Annotated in this window: 12 protein-coding genes and 4 pseudogenes; 15 read left to right on the forward strand and 1 reads right to left on the reverse strand. The window is 43.1% G+C overall.

Features of this window, described 5'->3' with window-relative positions:
* Window positions 1–86: 86 nt before the first annotated feature.
* Entirely contained in the window at window positions 87–1,301 is a 1,215-nt protein-coding gene (locus tag FFV08_03790) for a DUF2974 domain-containing protein (protein QLB51856.1), read from the reverse strand.
* Window positions 1,302–1,450: 149 nt separating this feature from the next.
* On the opposite strand from FFV08_03790, the pseudogene FFV08_03795 reads away from it, so the two are divergent.
* From FFV08_03795 to FFV08_03865, 15 genes and pseudogenes are all read left to right on the forward strand, one after another.
* A pseudogene (locus FFV08_03795) lies at window positions 1,451–2,136 on the forward strand (response regulator transcription factor).
* The gene (locus FFV08_03800; protein ID QLB51857.1) at window positions 2,120–3,100 is read left to right on the forward strand and encodes a HAMP domain-containing histidine kinase; all 981 of its coding nucleotides are present in this window, start codon (window positions 2,120–2,122) and stop codon (window positions 3,098–3,100) included. The pseudogene FFV08_03795 and the gene FFV08_03800 overlap by 17 nt, the downstream one beginning before the upstream one ends.
* A gap of 20 nt (window positions 3,101–3,120) precedes the next feature.
* Complete coding sequence (locus tag FFV08_03805; protein QLB53266.1) at window positions 3,121–3,492, forward strand: NrdI protein; 372 nt, start codon at window positions 3,121–3,123, stop codon at window positions 3,490–3,492.
* 149 nt (window positions 3,493–3,641) lie between these two features.
* On the forward strand, window positions 3,642–4,397 hold the full coding sequence (locus FFV08_03810; protein QLB51858.1) for a beta-carotene 15,15'-monooxygenase: 756 nt from the start codon (window positions 3,642–3,644) through the stop codon (window positions 4,395–4,397).
* A gap of 169 nt (window positions 4,398–4,566) precedes the next feature.
* Entirely contained in the window at window positions 4,567–5,346 is a 780-nt protein-coding gene (locus FFV08_03815; protein ID QLB51859.1) for an ABC transporter ATP-binding protein, read from the forward strand.
* Window positions 5,327–7,170, forward strand: a pseudogene (locus FFV08_03820) (ABC transporter permease). The gene FFV08_03815 and the pseudogene FFV08_03820 overlap by 20 nt, the downstream one beginning before the upstream one ends.
* A 249-nt stretch (window positions 7,171–7,419) precedes the next feature.
* A complete protein-coding gene (locus tag FFV08_03825) occupies window positions 7,420–7,665 on the forward strand; it encodes a hypothetical protein (protein QLB51860.1) in 246 nt (81 codons plus the stop codon).
* A 178-nt stretch (window positions 7,666–7,843) separates the two neighbouring features.
* Window positions 7,844–8,605, forward strand: a complete 762-nt coding sequence (locus FFV08_03830; GenBank protein ID QLB51861.1) for an ABC transporter ATP-binding protein — start codon at window positions 7,844–7,846, stop codon at window positions 8,603–8,605.
* Window positions 8,605–10,593, forward strand: a complete 1,989-nt coding sequence (locus FFV08_03835) for an ABC transporter permease (GenBank protein QLB51862.1) — start codon at window positions 8,605–8,607, stop codon at window positions 10,591–10,593. Before FFV08_03830 ends, FFV08_03835 begins: the two co-directional genes overlap by 1 nt.
* Window positions 10,594–10,885: 292 nt before the next feature.
* Window positions 10,886–12,284: pseudogene (locus tag FFV08_03840) on the forward strand (amino acid permease).
* A gap of 43 nt (window positions 12,285–12,327) precedes the next feature.
* Window positions 12,328–12,597 (forward strand): hypothetical protein, encoded by a 270-nt coding sequence (locus tag FFV08_03845; protein QLB51863.1) that lies wholly within the window; start codon window positions 12,328–12,330, stop codon window positions 12,595–12,597.
* Between the two features lie 66 nt (window positions 12,598–12,663).
* The gene (locus tag FFV08_03850) at window positions 12,664–13,674 is read left to right on the forward strand and encodes a peptidase S41 (GenBank protein QLB51864.1); all 1,011 of its coding nucleotides are present in this window, start codon (window positions 12,664–12,666) and stop codon (window positions 13,672–13,674) included.
* Between the two features lie 63 nt (window positions 13,675–13,737).
* Window positions 13,738–14,163 (forward strand): GNAT family N-acetyltransferase, encoded by a 426-nt coding sequence (locus FFV08_03855; protein ID QLB51865.1) that lies wholly within the window; start codon window positions 13,738–13,740, stop codon window positions 14,161–14,163.
* A gap of 15 nt (window positions 14,164–14,178) precedes the next feature.
* Entirely contained in the window at window positions 14,179–14,637 is a 459-nt protein-coding gene (locus tag FFV08_03860) for a GNAT family N-acetyltransferase (GenBank protein ID QLB51866.1), read from the forward strand.
* A 77-nt stretch (window positions 14,638–14,714) separates the two neighbouring features.
* Window positions 14,715–15,184, forward strand: a pseudogene (locus tag FFV08_03865) (GNAT family N-acetyltransferase).
* Window positions 15,185–15,208: the final 24 nt, after the last annotated feature.

Here is a 15,208-nt window from a genome sequence, read left to right on the forward strand (position 1 = left end):
AAGCTGTCAAGATAAGAGCTTGTTTAGTTTTTGGTTTGGATAGGTCAAATCTTCCGTTAGCCAAGCTATAGAAGAGATTTGTGATTTTACTCTTGAACCTCTGCGGCAGTGTCTTCCTTTTTGTCAGTCTCAGACTGGCCAAAAGGCAACTGCTTGCTCCAGCGTGATAGGTTTTCTCGGATATTCTTACCAATGGCAGTAGGCTTAGGCAAGTTTATATCGTCCTTCCAGCTTTGGACACGCATATCCAGTAGTAGCTTGGACAAGCGCAGCAGCATGTCACGTTCTTGGTCTGTTAGAGATTGAGCATTTTTTAGGATATCAAGGACTTTGTTAAAGTTTTCAACATTGGACAGTTCGTTGACAGACTGGATGCCAGCATCCAAAATCAGTCCGAAAAAGAGGTCGAAAAAGTCTTTAAGTTCTTCATCTGAAACAGTGCTCACCCAATTTTTAAACGTTTTGTCTATCTGCAGGCTCTCTGCATCTAGTGTATCCAGCAATAGGAAAGAGTCTCCCTTGATTTTCCACGAAAAGGTATCGTGCTGGGCAAAGCCGCCGATGGCACTGCTTTTGACAATTCTAGCTTCCTTAGGTGTTTCCAGCATCATGCCGACGATGGAGTTCTGAGGCAGGTAGCGTTTCATCCTTTCAACCACAGTCTGATAGCCATCGCTTTCGGTGACAGAGTGATTGAGACCGGGAGAGTCATAGCTGTAGATGGCTTCAATACGGTCTTGAAGCGATGCTTCCATCTGACTGGCTGCATAAGAAGCTAGATTTCCTCCTTTGGAATGGCCGGTTAGGATAAAGTTACCGGGCAGATTTTCTAAGGCTTTCTGCAGGTAGCGGGCGGCCATTTTCTGAGCAGGGATCTGATCCATATAGGTCATGTGGAAGTCTTCCTTCCAGCCGACGATGGAGTCGTCCGTTCCGCGAAAGACTAGGACATAGGTATCAGGCTTGACTTTGAAAATCAAGGCAGCGAATTGCTTCTGGATATCTTGATCAACGTCATTGACATAGCCCATCAGTTTTAGATTTTTAAAGCGGGTAGAGGTTGCGGCCAAATTTAAGAGTTTCAGACGGTTTTTGCTGACCATCATGGAGAGGTCGCGAGGCACTTTGGTGGCTAAGTCTAGCAGTCGGCAGTCGCAGTAGGAGGACATATCCTCATGAACCAAGTCATCAAAAGGTAAGTAGGTTAGCTCAGTCAGAATCAGCAGATCCAACTCATTAAATGGTCGATCATAAATGCTGTCATGCTGGGCTTCTTCTAGGTAAGTAAGAATATTGCTCATATTTCGTCTCCAATTTCTACTAGTTAGTATAGCATATTTTTCTAAGAGATTTTATCTTTTCCAGAAAAATCCTACCTCAGACTGAGGATGATAAACAAGCATGCGACTTTTTTGGTATAATGTAACTAGCAAGAAATCAGGAGGGAAAGATGCATAAGATTTTACTAGTAGAAGATGATCCAGTCATCCGCCAAATGATAAAAAAATGCTGGAACAATGGGGCTTTCAGGTAGTGGCAGTCGAGGACTTTATGGATGTGCTGACTATCTTCGTCCGAGAGGAGCCGCATCTGGTGCTGATGGATATCGGCTTGCCCTTGTTTAACGGCTATCATTGGTGTCAGGAAATCCGCAAGATTTCAACAGTGCCCATCATGTTTTTGTCTTCCCGCGATCAGTCCATGGACATTGTCATGGCTATCAATATGGGGGCAGATGACTATGTGACCAAGCCTTTTGACAACAATGTCTTTCTGGCTAAGGTTCAGGGCTTGCTGCGCCGTTCCTATGAGTTCGGAAACGACCAGAGTCTCCTAGAGCACCAAGGTGTCATTCTCAATCTTAAGTCGACAGATCTGGTTTTTGATGGGAAAGTGGTGACCTTGACCAAGAACGAATTTCAGATTTTGCGGGTTCTCTTCGAGCATTCGGATGGTATTGTGGCACGTGATGATCTGATGAAGGAACTCTGGAACAGCGACTTTTTCATCGATGACAATACCCTATCAGTCAATGTCGCTCGCCTGCGTAAAAAGCTTGAAGAGCACGGACTGAAGAATTTCATCGAAACCAAAAAAGGAATAGGATACGGTCTCATCAATGGACACACAGGATAAATTTTTCTTTTTTAAGTCTTACCTTTATTCGCGGCGATTTTTTCTAGCTCTGCTGATTCTGCTGCTAGGCTTTATTCTGCTCTTTGCCTTTGTCTTTGATGATTACCGCAGTCTGCTGGAATATGTCGCGCTCTTGTTAGCTCTTTTGTCTTTCTTGTTTATCGGAGCAGATGCTTGGACGTCCTTTAAGGGCTATCGCAGCCAGAAGCTGCAGGTCGCTGCTCAGGCTCAGACTCCTCTAGAAAAGCTCTTGCAGGAAAGAGTGGAGGAGCTGGAGTACGAACAGAAGAATCAGCTCTTGGTTGAGCAGGAGAAATACAATGATTTGCTGGACTACTATACTCTTTGGGTTCATCAAGTCAAGACACCCATTGCTGCCAGTTCACTTTTGATTGGAGATTTGAAGGATAAGGAAGCCAAGTCTCAGTTGGAGCAGGAACTCTTCAAGATTGAATCCTATGTTCATCTGGTGCTCCAGTACCTCCGTCTGGAAAGCTTCCATGACGATCTAGTTCTGAAGCAGGAAAATTTGGCTGATTTGGTCAGGGAAATTGTCAAGAAATATGCTCTTTTCTTTATTCAGCAAGGACTCAGCCTCAATCTTCATGACCTAGACCACACGATTGTCACTGATAAAAAGTGGTTTGTAGTGATTTTGGAGCAGGTCCTGTCCAATAGTCTTAAATACACCAAAGAAGGCAGCATAGAGATTTATTTTCAAGAGGGCAGTCTCTACATCAAGGACACAGGTCTGGGCATTCAAAATGCTGATTTGCTGCGGGTTTTTGAGCGCGGTTTCTCAGGCTACAACGGTCGTCTGACCCAGCAGTCATCAGGCTTAGGTCTTTACCTGTCCAAGAAAATTGCTGACCAGCTGGGACACAAGATTGCTATAGACTCTCAAGTTGGTCAGGGAACGACGGTTTCCATCGCCTTTCCTGAGAAGAAATTGATCTTTGAGTAGGAGGAAGAAAGTTGTTAGTAGTGGTTTATGATAGTCTGACTGGTTTGGGCAAAAAGTTTGCTAAAAGTCTGGGAATGCCTAGCCAGTCAGTCTGGAAAAAGCTGGAGGAACCCTGTATTTTAGTCAGCAGAAATAGCGGAGCAGGGCAGATTCCGTGGACGACCAAGCGCTTCATCAGAAAGTACAGACATCTAATCAAAGGCTTTGTCATCAATGGCAATCAGAAGCGTTATCCGCGGACCTTTTGCGGGGCAACGGATAAGATAGTGGAGCAGTATGGCCTCCGCCACATTCGTAATATTGAGGGCTCTGGAACGGAAGCAGACAGACAAGCAGTCAAAGCCTTTTTAGAACAGTTGCAGACAGCTGAAAGTGTGCATAAAAGCCACTAGGTTTTGTGCTATTTTTGACGGATGCTCCTGCATGATTTTTAAAAGTGACAAAATTGTAAGAATAAAACTAGCAAATGAAAGGTTAGGTTATGGTACCAGCCTTTCTTTTTTATTATCATAGAGTCAAGAAATAAGAAGGAGACAGAAAAATGAAATCAAAAGGTATAAATGCTTTTCAGTTGAAGCTCTTCATGGCATTTCTTATGGTTTTTGACCATATCAGTCAGATACCGGGGCTGGTGCCGGACGACTGGGATGGCGTCTTGCATGCCCTAACCCGCTGTGTCGGAGTAGCATTTGCCTTCATGGCAGTGGAAGGTTTTCTCCACACTCGCAACCGCCTGGCTTACAATATGAGGCTCTTCTTTTGGGCAGCCCTGATGCAGACAGGAAACTGTATCCTGACGCTCCTCTTTCAGGAGAAGGGCATTTACCTCACTCACAATATCTTCCTGACCTTGGCCTGCGGTGTCCTCATGCTGAGTCTTTTCTTTGGCTTTTCTGACAATGGCGGAGCTACTAAGGATGGGAAGCGTGGTTTGCGGCTGACAGCAGGAGTATTAGTCTTGCTGGCTGGGCTTCTCTTTAGCGAAGGCGGCATGGCTCTGCTTCCTTTCATGCTCTTGACCTACCTTTTTAGAAATCAAGTCTTTTTCAGAAACTTGTCCTATGTAGTTTGGGCGGGAATTCTCTTTGCCATGAGTATTCAAATTTATCCAACCTTGCAGGACACTCTTTCTATGTTGCTCTATAATTCAGACTGGCTCTTTATCACTGTTCTTCCTCTCTTGCACTTCTACAATGGTGAGCGAGGATCTAGCAGCAAATGGAGCAAATATTTCTTCTATATATTCTATCCAGCCCACCTTTGGCTAATTGCCTTGATCGCCTTTTGGGTAAAATAAAGCTCATCTCATCTTACAAAAGTGTAAGATTGCACTTTAAAATGTAAGCTTAGGTTATGGCTGAGCGATTGGAATTGAGATAGAATAGAATTATCAATTAGGAAGCAGTTTATAAATACTGCTAAAAGCAGGGCGTTGATAGGTGCCTGCTAAACAGAAAGGAAACAAGATGACATTATTAGACGTACAGCACGTGAAAAAAATTTATAAAACCCGCTTTCAGGGCAGCCAAGTAGAGGCCTTGAAAGACATTCACTTTACAGTAGAAAAAGGCGAATATGTCGCCATCATGGGGGAGTCGGGCTCTGGGAAATCCACCCTGCTCAACATCTTAGCTATGCTGGACAAGCCGACTGAGGGCCGCGTCTTTCTCAACGGAACTGACACGGCAACCATCAAAAACAGCCAGGCTTCCAGCTTCCGCCGGGAGAAATTAGGCTTTGTCTTTCAGGATTTCAACCTGCTGGATACCCTGTCAGTCAAGGATAATATTCTCCTGCCTCTGGTCCTCTCTCGCCGTCCCATTACCGAAATGATGCAAAAGCTGGTTACGACCTGCAATGAGCTGGGGATTAACAAACTCCAAGAGAAGTTTCCTTATGAGATTTCCGGTGGTCAGAAGCAGAGAGTTGCAGTGGCTCGGGCCATCATCACAGAACCTGAGATTTTGCTGGCGGATGAGCCGACGGGAGCCTTGGATTCCAAGTCTTCAGCAGCCCTGCTGGATGTCTTTGACGATATCAATGCCCGCGGTCAAACTATTCTCATGGTGACTCACTCAACATCAGCGGCTAGCCGCGCCAAGCGGGTGCTCTTTATCAAGGATGGGATTCTCTATAATCAAATCTTCCGCGGTGACAAGACCGAGCGGCAGATGTTCCAAGAGATTTCCGATACTCTGACAGTTATGGCAAGTGAGGTGGGCAATTATGTTCAAACTAACGAGTAAACTAGCTTTGTCCAATCTGGTTAAAAATCGCAGTTTGTATTATCCATTTGCTTTTGCGACGGTACTGGCAACAGCGATTTTGTATAGTTTTGTCTCACTGGCTCATAGCCCTAATATGGAGAGCTCTTATGGTGGTACAGCAGCTCGCATGACCTTGCAGTTTGGTATCTATGTCATTCAGATTGCCGTCCTTATCCTCATCACCTATGCTAATAGCTTCGTTATGAAGAACCGCTCCCGAGAGTTGGGAGTCTATAGTTTGCTGGGCATGGAGAAAAAGCATCTGCTAGTCATGACCTTCTTTGAACTCTGTGTCTTTTATCTAGCTACAGTTGGTCTGGGTATCTTGTCTGGCCTAGCTTTAGATAAAATGCTCTACGCAGTCCTTTTGAAATTGATGGGAATGCCGGCAGTTCTTGCCTCGACCTTCCAATGGCAGAATGTCTGGATGACTCTAGCTAGTCTGGGTGTCGCTTTTGCGGTGATTTTGTTGCTCAACTCTACGCGTCTTCTACGCTATAGCTCTCTTAATCTAATGAAAGAAAAGAAAGCTGGTGAGAAGAAGGGACGCTTCCTTTTTCTGCAGACCTTGCTGGGGCTCCTGCTCATGAGTGTAGCTTATTACATGGCTTTGACCGTTACCAAACCTGTCGCTGCTATCGGCAATTTCTTTATAGCTGTGATCATGGTTATCCTAGCAACTTATCTGCTTTTTAATGCAGGTTCGATTACACTATTGCAATTTCTCAAAAAGCGCAAAGGCTACTACTACAAAACGCAGAATTTCATTTCTGTTTCCAATCTCATCTCGCGGATGCGCAAAAATGCAGCAGGATTGGCAACTATCTCCATTCTATCTACTATGCTCTTAGTGACTCTGGTTGGTACAATCAATATCTATGTTGGGGGTCAGGATTATATTACTACCTTGCATCCGAAGGATTATAATGTCAGCATCGTCTTGCCGAAATCGACTGATCAGAAGGAGGCTCTGTTGGCCAAGGTCCAGCAAGTCGCTCAGGACACTGGTCTGAGGAAGCCAAGCTATACTAACTATCTCTACCAATCAGCCTTCATCATGAAATTAGCTGGTAATGATGTGACAGTTCCAATGCAAAGCGAGCTGGAGTCGGATACAAGTATCTTGACCAAGTCTGTAGGCACGATTACAGTCATCAATCGTCAGGATTATGAAAAAATGACAGGGGAAAAGATAGACTTGGCAGACGATGAAACTCTTGTCTATGGGAAAAATATTTCCTTAAATAAGGACAAGCCTCTCCGAGTAAATGGTAAGGACTGGAAGATTAAGCAGCTTTTATCGTCGAATTTCACGCATGGGGAAATCCCTAATCCAAACGATGTGGCCATGGAACAGGGTCTCTATATGGTGGTCAATGATAGCAAAGAGGTTAATCTTGATGTGGATCATTACTACTACATTGGAGTTACTTCAGAGACTAAGGACAGTAAAAGTTTGTCGAGCAAGTCCAGCTGGGGTTGAGGGACACTTTGGATCAGGAACAAGCACAAGATGGTAGCTTCGCAATGGCTAGTGACCGTTACAGCGCAGAAAAGAGCTATCAAGAACTTACTGGAACTTTGCTCTTCATCGGTGTCTTCCTCTCCGTTATCTTCCTCCTAGGAGCTGTTCTCGTGATTTACTACAAGCAAATCTCTGAAGGCTATGAAGACCGTGATGGCTTTATTATCTTACAAAAAGTTGGTTTAGATGAAAAGCAGACTAGAAGTACCATTCGCAAGCAGATCTTGACTGTTTTCTTCCTACCTCTCATCTTTGCTTTTCTACATGTAGCAGCAGTCTTAACTACCAAACCCCAATCGCTAAGCGAATCAGCTCTTAACAAAAAACACTTTATAAATTTTGTATAGAAAAGTGTTGCCTTTTCAGGACTTTGTCTTCAGTCTGAAAACCGGAAACAAATTCCGGTTTTTTATGCTCTTGATGAAAGAAGCCGATATACATCGGTGAATTTATGGCTATTGACGCGGTTTAAGGGCAATCGAAAACTATTTTTTCTAAGTGACAAAAATGTAAGTTTAAAGGCTAAAATGAAAGGTTATCTTATGGCAGCTAGCTTGGGAATTCGGTATCCTATAAGTGTAAAGAAAAAGAAGATAACTATCTTCCAAACTAAAAATCAGATTTCAAGAAGGAGGCCCACTATGAAAATCAATCTTTTTAACCATCGCCAAAGTAAACCTAAAGCTCAAAAGATTTCCAAGGAAGAAATCGAGAAGACTCGCCTAGGCTGTGCTTCCAGTCAATATTATTTCTGGCTGCAGTACAGTCACTGAGAGATTCCAGTATTCAAGGATAAGAGAAAGGTCAGTTGACTTTTCTCTTTATCCGACTTGGAGCACAAGATGACAAAAATGTAAGATTGGCGGGCAAAATGAAAGATTAGGTTATGGAAACTTGTCTGTCTTTCCGGTATGATAGTAGTATCAAGTTAAATAAAGAAGAGGTTCGAGTATGACATTATTAGACGTACAACACGTGAAAAAGATTTATAAAACCCGCTTTCAGGGTAGTCAAGTAGAGGCACTGAAGGACATTCACTTTACGGTAGAAAGAGGCGAATATGTCGCCATCATGGGGGAGTCAGGCTCCGGGAAATCCACCCTGCTCAACATCTTAGCCATGTTGGACAAGCCGACTGAGGGCCGTGTCTTTCTCAACGGAACTGACACAGCAACCATCAAAAACAGCCAGGCTTCCAGCTTCCGTCGGGAAAAATTAGGCTTTGTCTTTCAGGACTTCAATCTGTTGGATACCCTGTCGGTCAAGGATAATATTCTCCTGCCTCTGGTTCTCTCTCGCCGTCCCATTACCGAAATGATGCAAAAGCTGGTTACGACCTGCAATGAGCTGGGGATTAACAAGCTGCAAGAGAAGTTTCCTTATGAGATTTCCGGTGGCCAGAAGCAGCGGGTTGCAGTGGCTCGGGCCATCATCACAGACCCTGAGATTCTGCTGGCGGATGAGCCGACGGGAGCCTTGGATTCCAAGTCTTCAGCAGCCCTGCTGGATGTTTTTGATGACATCAATGCCCGCGGTCAAACTATTCTCATGGTGACTCACTCAACAGCAGCGGCTAGCCGCGCCAAGCGGGTGCTCTTTATCAAGGATGGGATTCTCTACAACCAAATCTTCCGTGGCGACAAGACCGAGCGGCAGATGTTTCAAGAGATTTCTGATACTCTGACAGTTATGGCAAGTGAGGTGAAGGACTAGTGTTTCGATTAGCAGCAAAATTGGCGGTATCCAATCTGATTAAGAACCGCCGCCTCTATTATCCTTTTGCACTGGCTACCTGTGTGGCTGTAGCCATTTCTTATATTTTCAACTCCTTGGCTTTTAATCCCAATCTATCCAAAATGTCAGGTGCCAGCTCTGTTATTTTCGTTTTGGTCCTAGGGGTCGTTATTGTGAACATCACAGCTGGAATTATTGTCTTTTATGCCAATCAATTTGTCATGAAGAATCGTTCCAAGGAGCTGGGGCTTTACGGCATGTTGGGGCTCAATAAACGCCATCTCTTTGTTATGACCTTTATTGAGCTTCTGATTTTCGGGCTAGTGGCTGTAAGCTTGGGACTGACTATAGGTGTTCTCTTTGACCAGCTGATTTATGCTTTTTTGCTCAAGCTTATGGGGACCAAGGTAGTTTTGGTTTCAACATTTCAACCTTTTGTATTGGTATTGATTATCATTTTCTATGCTTTTGTATTTTTCTGTTTGCTAATTAAAAATGGCTTTTACTTAAGAAAGTTTGATGCTCTGCAATTAGTCAAGGAAAAAAATAGTGGGGAGAAAAAGAGTCGCTTTTTACTCTTGCAAACTATTATTGGTATATCTTCTCTCGTTTTTGGATATTATCTTGCTTTAGGTGTATCTGATCCGGTGGCAGCCATAATCATTTTCTTCGTAGCCGTACTTTTTGTTATTCTAGGGACTTATCTGCTTTTCAATGCAGGAACAACTGTTTTCTTACAATTTTTGAAAAAGAAGAAGACGTTTTATTATCAGCCTGATAACATGATTTCGGTATCTAATCTAATTTTTCGAATGAAGAAAAATGCAATCGGTTTAGCGACGATTTCTATTTTGTCGACAATGGTTTTGGTTACCTTATCTGGTGGAGCCAACATTTATGCTGGTGGTGATTATATGCAGAGTGCCATGTTTCCGCATGATATCAGTATCCAAGGAAAAGAAGTAACAGGTGAGCTTCTGGAACAAGCTTTGACAGAGTTTGTTCAAGAGCAGCAACTGCAGGTTAATAAAAAAGTTGTTTACCGGTATTATACGATAGGGGTTAGCGGACGAGCTGGTAATCGGCTAGATATTTATTCTAAGGAACAGAAACCCTTCGTTCCAAATCTTTATATTTTGGCCATTTCTGAGAGTGATTACCAAGAAATGACAGGTCAAAGTCTTCAGCTTAAAGATGATGAAATAGCCATATTTGAGCAAGGATTGGAACTAGATAGCAAAAAAGATTTACAGATAGCTGGAAAAAATTTAAAAATCAAGAGAAAATTAAAAGAAGATTTCGTTTTCGGTAATCTACCCGATCCGATGAATATGATGGTGCCTGAAAGAATCTATATGGTGGCTAAAAATCCGAGTCAAATCTTTTCTTCATTGATGAACGATTACGCTGTCAATGTTAACTATTATGGGGGATTAAATCTCAAGCTACCAAAAGAAGAACAGATAAACCTCAGAGAATCATACCAAGAAAAGCTAAGCAGTTTTAATGCCACTTTACCTGAAAATCAAGCTGTTTATGGTTCGGTGACAGCCTTTGATAAGCAAGAAATAAAGGGAATGCTAGGCGGTATGTTCTTTATTGGAATTTTCCTATCAATCGTTTTTATGCTTGGAACCGTTCTTATTATCTACTACAAGCAGGTTTCTGAAGGTTATGAAGATCGAGAAGGCTTTGTTATTTTACAAAAGGTTGGATTGGATGAAAAACAAATTAAGCAAACAATTCGTAGGCAGATTTTGATTGTCTTCTTCCTACCCCTAATCTTTGCCTTCCTTCATTTGGCTTTTGCCTATCACATGCTCAGTCTCATTTTACAGATGTTGGGCGTGCTCAACGCAAGTCTTATGTTAGTGGTGACTCTAGGTGTCTGCGCTCTGTTTATTGCAGTATATGTTGGTGTCTTTCTCATTACTTCTCGCAGCTATCGCAAAATTGTGGCTATGTAATAGCAGAGACATTCATATACCTTTCATCTATTTTAAAGACTTAGGCTGAGACAAAAAGATTTTGATTTTAGGAATTCTTTATTATAAATTTTTAAAATCGATAGATTAGATAAAAAAAGCGAACAAAGCAGAATTCTGATTACCAGAAAACTAGTTTTGTTCGCTTTTTATATTTGAGGTTGGACTTTTGTCCCAGCCTCTTTCTTTTCTCGGAAAATTTCTGAGAAAGATTCCTAAAAGCGTGTAAATATGATAAAATAGAGCGTTAATGCAATTAGGAGAGTAAAAATAGATGAATATTTTTAGAAAAAAAGATGCCAGTAAGGATAGAACGGGCATGCGCCGTCACTTGAAACTTCCTGATTTGATTTTGCTTGGTATTGGAGCAATGGTAGGAACTGGAATTTTCACCATTACAGGAATCGGAGCGGCCAAATATGCCGGGCCTGCTCTGACCGTTTCGATTGTCATTTCAGCCCTTTGTGTGAGTATTTCGGCCCTTTTTTACGCTGAGTTTGCCTCACGGATTCCGGCCAATGGCGGAGCCTATAGTTATATTTATGCGGTTCTGGGAGAATTTCCTGCTTGGCTGGCTGGTTGGCTGATCATCATGGAGTTCATGACAGCTATCTCAGGTGTTGCCTCTGGCTGGGGCTCTTATCTGAAGGGGCTGCTGAGTGGCTTTGGTATCCAGCTGCCGACAGCTCTGAATGGCACCTTCAATCCAAAAGCAGGTACTTACGTGGACTTGCTGCCTATTCTGGTTTTGGTCTTTGTTACAGGGGTTGTCCTTTTGAACTCAAAGGCAGCCCTGCGCTTCAACTCAGCCTTGGTGGTCTTGAAATTCTCAGCCTTGGCACTCTTTATCATTGCAGGATTTTTCTTCATCAAACCTGAAAATTGGTCTAACTTTGCACCTTTTGGCTTCGGAGAAATTTATGGCGGTAAGGTCGGCATCATGGCCGGGGCTTCACTTATGTTCTTTGCCTTTCTGGGCTTTGAGTCCATTTCCATGGCGGTAGATGAAATCAAAGAGCCCCAAAAATGTTCCTCGCGGGATTGTCTTATCCTTGAGCATCGTGACCATTCTCTATATTTTGGTGACCTTGGTCTTGACTGGGATTGTCCACTATAGCAAGCTGGATGTCTCAGATGCGGTGGCCTTTGCCCTGCGCAGCGTCGGACTTGGATGGGCAGCTAACTATATCTCTGTTGTCGCTATTTTGACTCTGATTACTGTCTGCATCTCCATGACCTACGCCTTGTCGCGGATGATTTACAGTATTGCGCGTGATGGTCTCTTGCCTCGCTCTTTCAAAAAATTGACAGAGACCAGTCGGGTGCCAAAGAATGCAACAATTTTAGTAGGGATTGCCTCAGCTGTTTGTGCCGGTATCTTCCCCTTGGCTAGTATCGCTTCTTTCCTCAATATCTGTACCTTGGCCTATCTGATTTTATTGGCACTCGCTGTCTTGAAATTGCGGAAAGATCAAGGAATGCCTAAAGCTGGAGAATTCAAAACACCTCTAGTACCTCTGACACCGATCTTGTCCATTATCATCTGCCTGTCCTTTATGACTCAATATACCAAGGAAACCTGGCAGGCCTTTGGCATTGCCCTAGCGCTGGGAAGTCTCATCTACGCCTTTTATGGCTATAGGAACTCAGAAATATCTGTAAAAGAGAAGTAGGGATAGAGTATTGCTATTAAAAAGAAAGTAAAAGGAGAAAATAATGAAGAACCTTAAGCTAACCCAAAAGAAGAAAATCTGGCTCTTTGCCCTTGCTTTTATCGCCCTAATTTTACTGGCGATTGTGATCAATATTCAGCTGAACCAGCCTGAAGATATGCATGCTGAGTATGTTCGGCTTTGGAAGACAACTTGGCATGAGGAAAATAAAGATTGGCTCTACCCACTGAAAAATATCTGTCTTGTTATTCTGGCAGTTCTGGCAGGGTCTGGTTTGATGATTGCATTCTCCAAGAGTGAGAGATGGAAATAAGCTTCTGTAGATTAAAATAATCTTACAAAAATGTAAGATTGACGATGATAAATGTAAGGTAGAGACATGGAAAACGTGTCTCTATTTTGCTATAATCGGCTCAGAAATCCTCACAAGAAAGGTTGTGCAATTATGAAAAAAGTCCTTTTAGGTTGCTTAGGGACAGTACTGGTTTTGCTTGCTCTTTTAATAGGTTTTCTGGCTTACTTTGGTCCGGACTATGGCATTTTTCTTTTCCCACCTAGTCCGCAGGACTACGCTCGCTCGGTTGTGAAAAAGCTTGATTTCGGTCTTTATACGGACAAAAATTGGGAAAATGAGAAGAAGAAAGCTTTAGAGAAGCTTGAATCTGCCAATACTTATCAAGACACCTATCCCGTTTTGGAAAAATTAACCAAAGAGGCTGGCGGGAAGCATTCTTATTTTTTAAGTCCACAGGATAATCCCGAAAATAGTCCAGAAAGCAAAAATCAGCCTGAAGTGCAGAATCGAGAGGGAGTTCTCTATTTAAAAGTTCCTGCTTTCACTGGTGATGCACAGGCAGCGAAAGCTTATGCCAACAAACTTTCAGCAGCTCTTAAAAAGGATGACTATCAGGCGGTTCTTGTGGATTTGAGAGACAATACCGGCGGGAATATGTATCCGATGATTGCTGGACTGTCCTCTCTTTTGCCTGATGAAGACCTCTTCCAATTCGTTTATAAAAATGGAAGTAAGAGCCCGGTTTCTCGGTCAGATATTCTTAAGCAGCTTGGTCTGGAGCAGACTGATGAGAAAGCAAAGAAAGTGCCAATAGCTGTCCTTACCAATGGGAAGACAGGTAGCTCAGGAGAGATGACTGTTTTAGCTTTTAAGGGACTGGAAAACGTTAAAATATTTAGTCAGCCAACGGCAAGCTATACTACGGGAAATAATTATTATCAACTATATGATGGAGCGGTTTTGCTCTTGACTACCTCGAGTATCCTAGATCGCACGGGCAAGCTTTATGAGAATGAGGCCATTCAGCCCGATGTCCTAACAGACCAGCCTTTAAAAGAGGCGGAGCCTTGGTTGAAGGGACAGATGGGAGAATAGTTCATTGAAAGCAGTCAAAGAGACTGCTTTTCTGCTATAATAAAGAGAAGAACGAGGTGACAGATGATTCGTAAAGTAAAACTAAGAGATGTCGCAGCCATTCAGCGGCTCAATGCTGAGTGTCTGGGCTATGACTTCGATAGGGAAGCGACGGAGTCTCAACTGAAGAGGCTGCTAGAGAATGACCAGCATTTAATTTTGGTAGCTGAAGAAGGCGGTCAGGTCATAGGTTACGCTCATGCGGCTAGCTACGACTGTCTCTATTTCCCGTCCTTACTCAATCTCTTGGCTTTGGCTGTCGCTCAGGATTTTCAAGGGCGGGGACATGGCAGAGCGCTGATGCAAGCTTTGCGTGAAGAGGCAAAAGCAGCAGGCTACACAGGGATTCGGATTAATTCAGGTATTTCACGGTCTTCAGCCCATGAATTTTATCGCAGCCTCGGCTGCAGCGAAAAAGCAGACCAGAAACGATTTTATTGGGAGTTTTAGAGAAAGGAGGAGTAGATGATGATTGAACCACTAAACCAGCAGCATGCTATAGAAATTGCTAACGACTGGCATTACGAGACGCCTTATGATTTTTATGACATGAAAAATGACCTAGAGGATTATGAAGAAATGGTTTCTCCTGAAGCGCGTGGGGACCGTTATTATCAAGTACTGAGTGAAGGGGAACTCTATGGATTTTTCTGCTTGGAGCAGAAAGGGGAGCGAACTTTGGAGCTTGGTTTGGGGATGAAGCCGGAGCACTGTGGAAAAGGTCAGGGCGCTGCATTTTTGCAGGAAATTTTGGACTTTATCATGGAAAATTTTGCACCACAAACCCTAAGGCTATCCGTTGCTGACTTCAATCACCGAGCCCAGCAGCTCTATCTCAACATGGGCTTTGAAGTGGTGAGGCGCATTCCGCAAGAAAGCAATGGCGATATTCATCTCTTTGTGGAGATGGAGAAGAAGGTCTAGTCAATATCGCAGCCAGACAAAGAGACATATAAGCTCAATCACTCATTATCCCTAGAAAAGTGAGTAGGCAGTTTACCATGAAAAAAGAAAGCAGCAGAAGAGCTAGCAATTGTGAAATTCGTTTTGTAGAAAGTGCGGAAGAATTTCAAGCTTTGTTAGAGATCTTTCAAGAAGTCTTTAACTGGGAAGAGTCGGAGTTTCCGTATCCCTCGTATCTTGCCAATCTGCTAGAAAATCCTCAATTTTTAGTGCTTGTCGCAAAGGCAGAAGATAAAATTGCTGGCGGTCTGACAGCCTATGTTTTGCCGAGATATCAGACTAAAAAGTCCAGCATCTTTATCTATGATTTGGGCGTCGCGACTAGTTTCCAGCGGCAAGGAATTGGCAAAAGTTTGATTGATAAACTGTTTGATTATGCAAAAAATATCGGATACAGGATGTTTTTGTCGATACAGAGCTGGAGGATAATGAAGATGCTCTGGCCTTTTACCAAAAGACTGGCTTTGACAATCAAGCAAAAGTCGTCCAATATACTTATGACTGCTGAAGGCTAGTAGGGAATTTGTCAATG

The organism is Streptococcus sanguinis, from assembly GCA_013378335.1.
GTDB classification, from domain to species: domain Bacteria; phylum Bacillota; class Bacilli; order Lactobacillales; family Streptococcaceae; genus Streptococcus; species Streptococcus sanguinis_I.

What these genes read in the sequence shown, in the direction of transcription:
- FFV08_03830 (QLB51861.1), top strand. Translation starts at nt 7,844, where the DNA reads ATGACATTATTAGACGTACAACACGTGAAAAAGATTTATAAAACCCGC.
- FFV08_03810 (QLB51858.1), top strand. Translation starts at nt 3,642, where the DNA reads ATGAAATCAAAAGGTATAAATGCTTTTCAGTTGAAGCTCTTCATGGCA.
- FFV08_03790 (QLB51856.1), bottom strand. Translation starts at nt 1,301, where the DNA reads ATGAGCAATATTCTTACTTACCTAGAAGAAGCCCAGCATGACAGCATT.
- FFV08_03845 (QLB51863.1), top strand. Translation starts at nt 12,328, where the DNA reads ATGAAGAACCTTAAGCTAACCCAAAAGAAGAAAATCTGGCTCTTTGCC.
- FFV08_03815 (QLB51859.1), top strand. Translation starts at nt 4,567, where the DNA reads ATGACATTATTAGACGTACAGCACGTGAAAAAAATTTATAAAACCCGC.
- FFV08_03860 (QLB51866.1), top strand. Translation starts at nt 14,179, where the DNA reads ATGATGATTGAACCACTAAACCAGCAGCATGCTATAGAAATTGCTAAC.
- FFV08_03850 (QLB51864.1), top strand. Translation starts at nt 12,664, where the DNA reads ATGGAAAACGTGTCTCTATTTTGCTATAATCGGCTCAGAAATCCTCAC.
- FFV08_03800 (QLB51857.1), top strand. Translation starts at nt 2,120, where the DNA reads ATGGACACACAGGATAAATTTTTCTTTTTTAAGTCTTACCTTTATTCG.
- FFV08_03855 (QLB51865.1), top strand. Translation starts at nt 13,738, where the DNA reads ATGATTCGTAAAGTAAAACTAAGAGATGTCGCAGCCATTCAGCGGCTC.
- FFV08_03825 (QLB51860.1), top strand. Translation starts at nt 7,420, where the DNA reads ATGAAAGGTTATCTTATGGCAGCTAGCTTGGGAATTCGGTATCCTATA.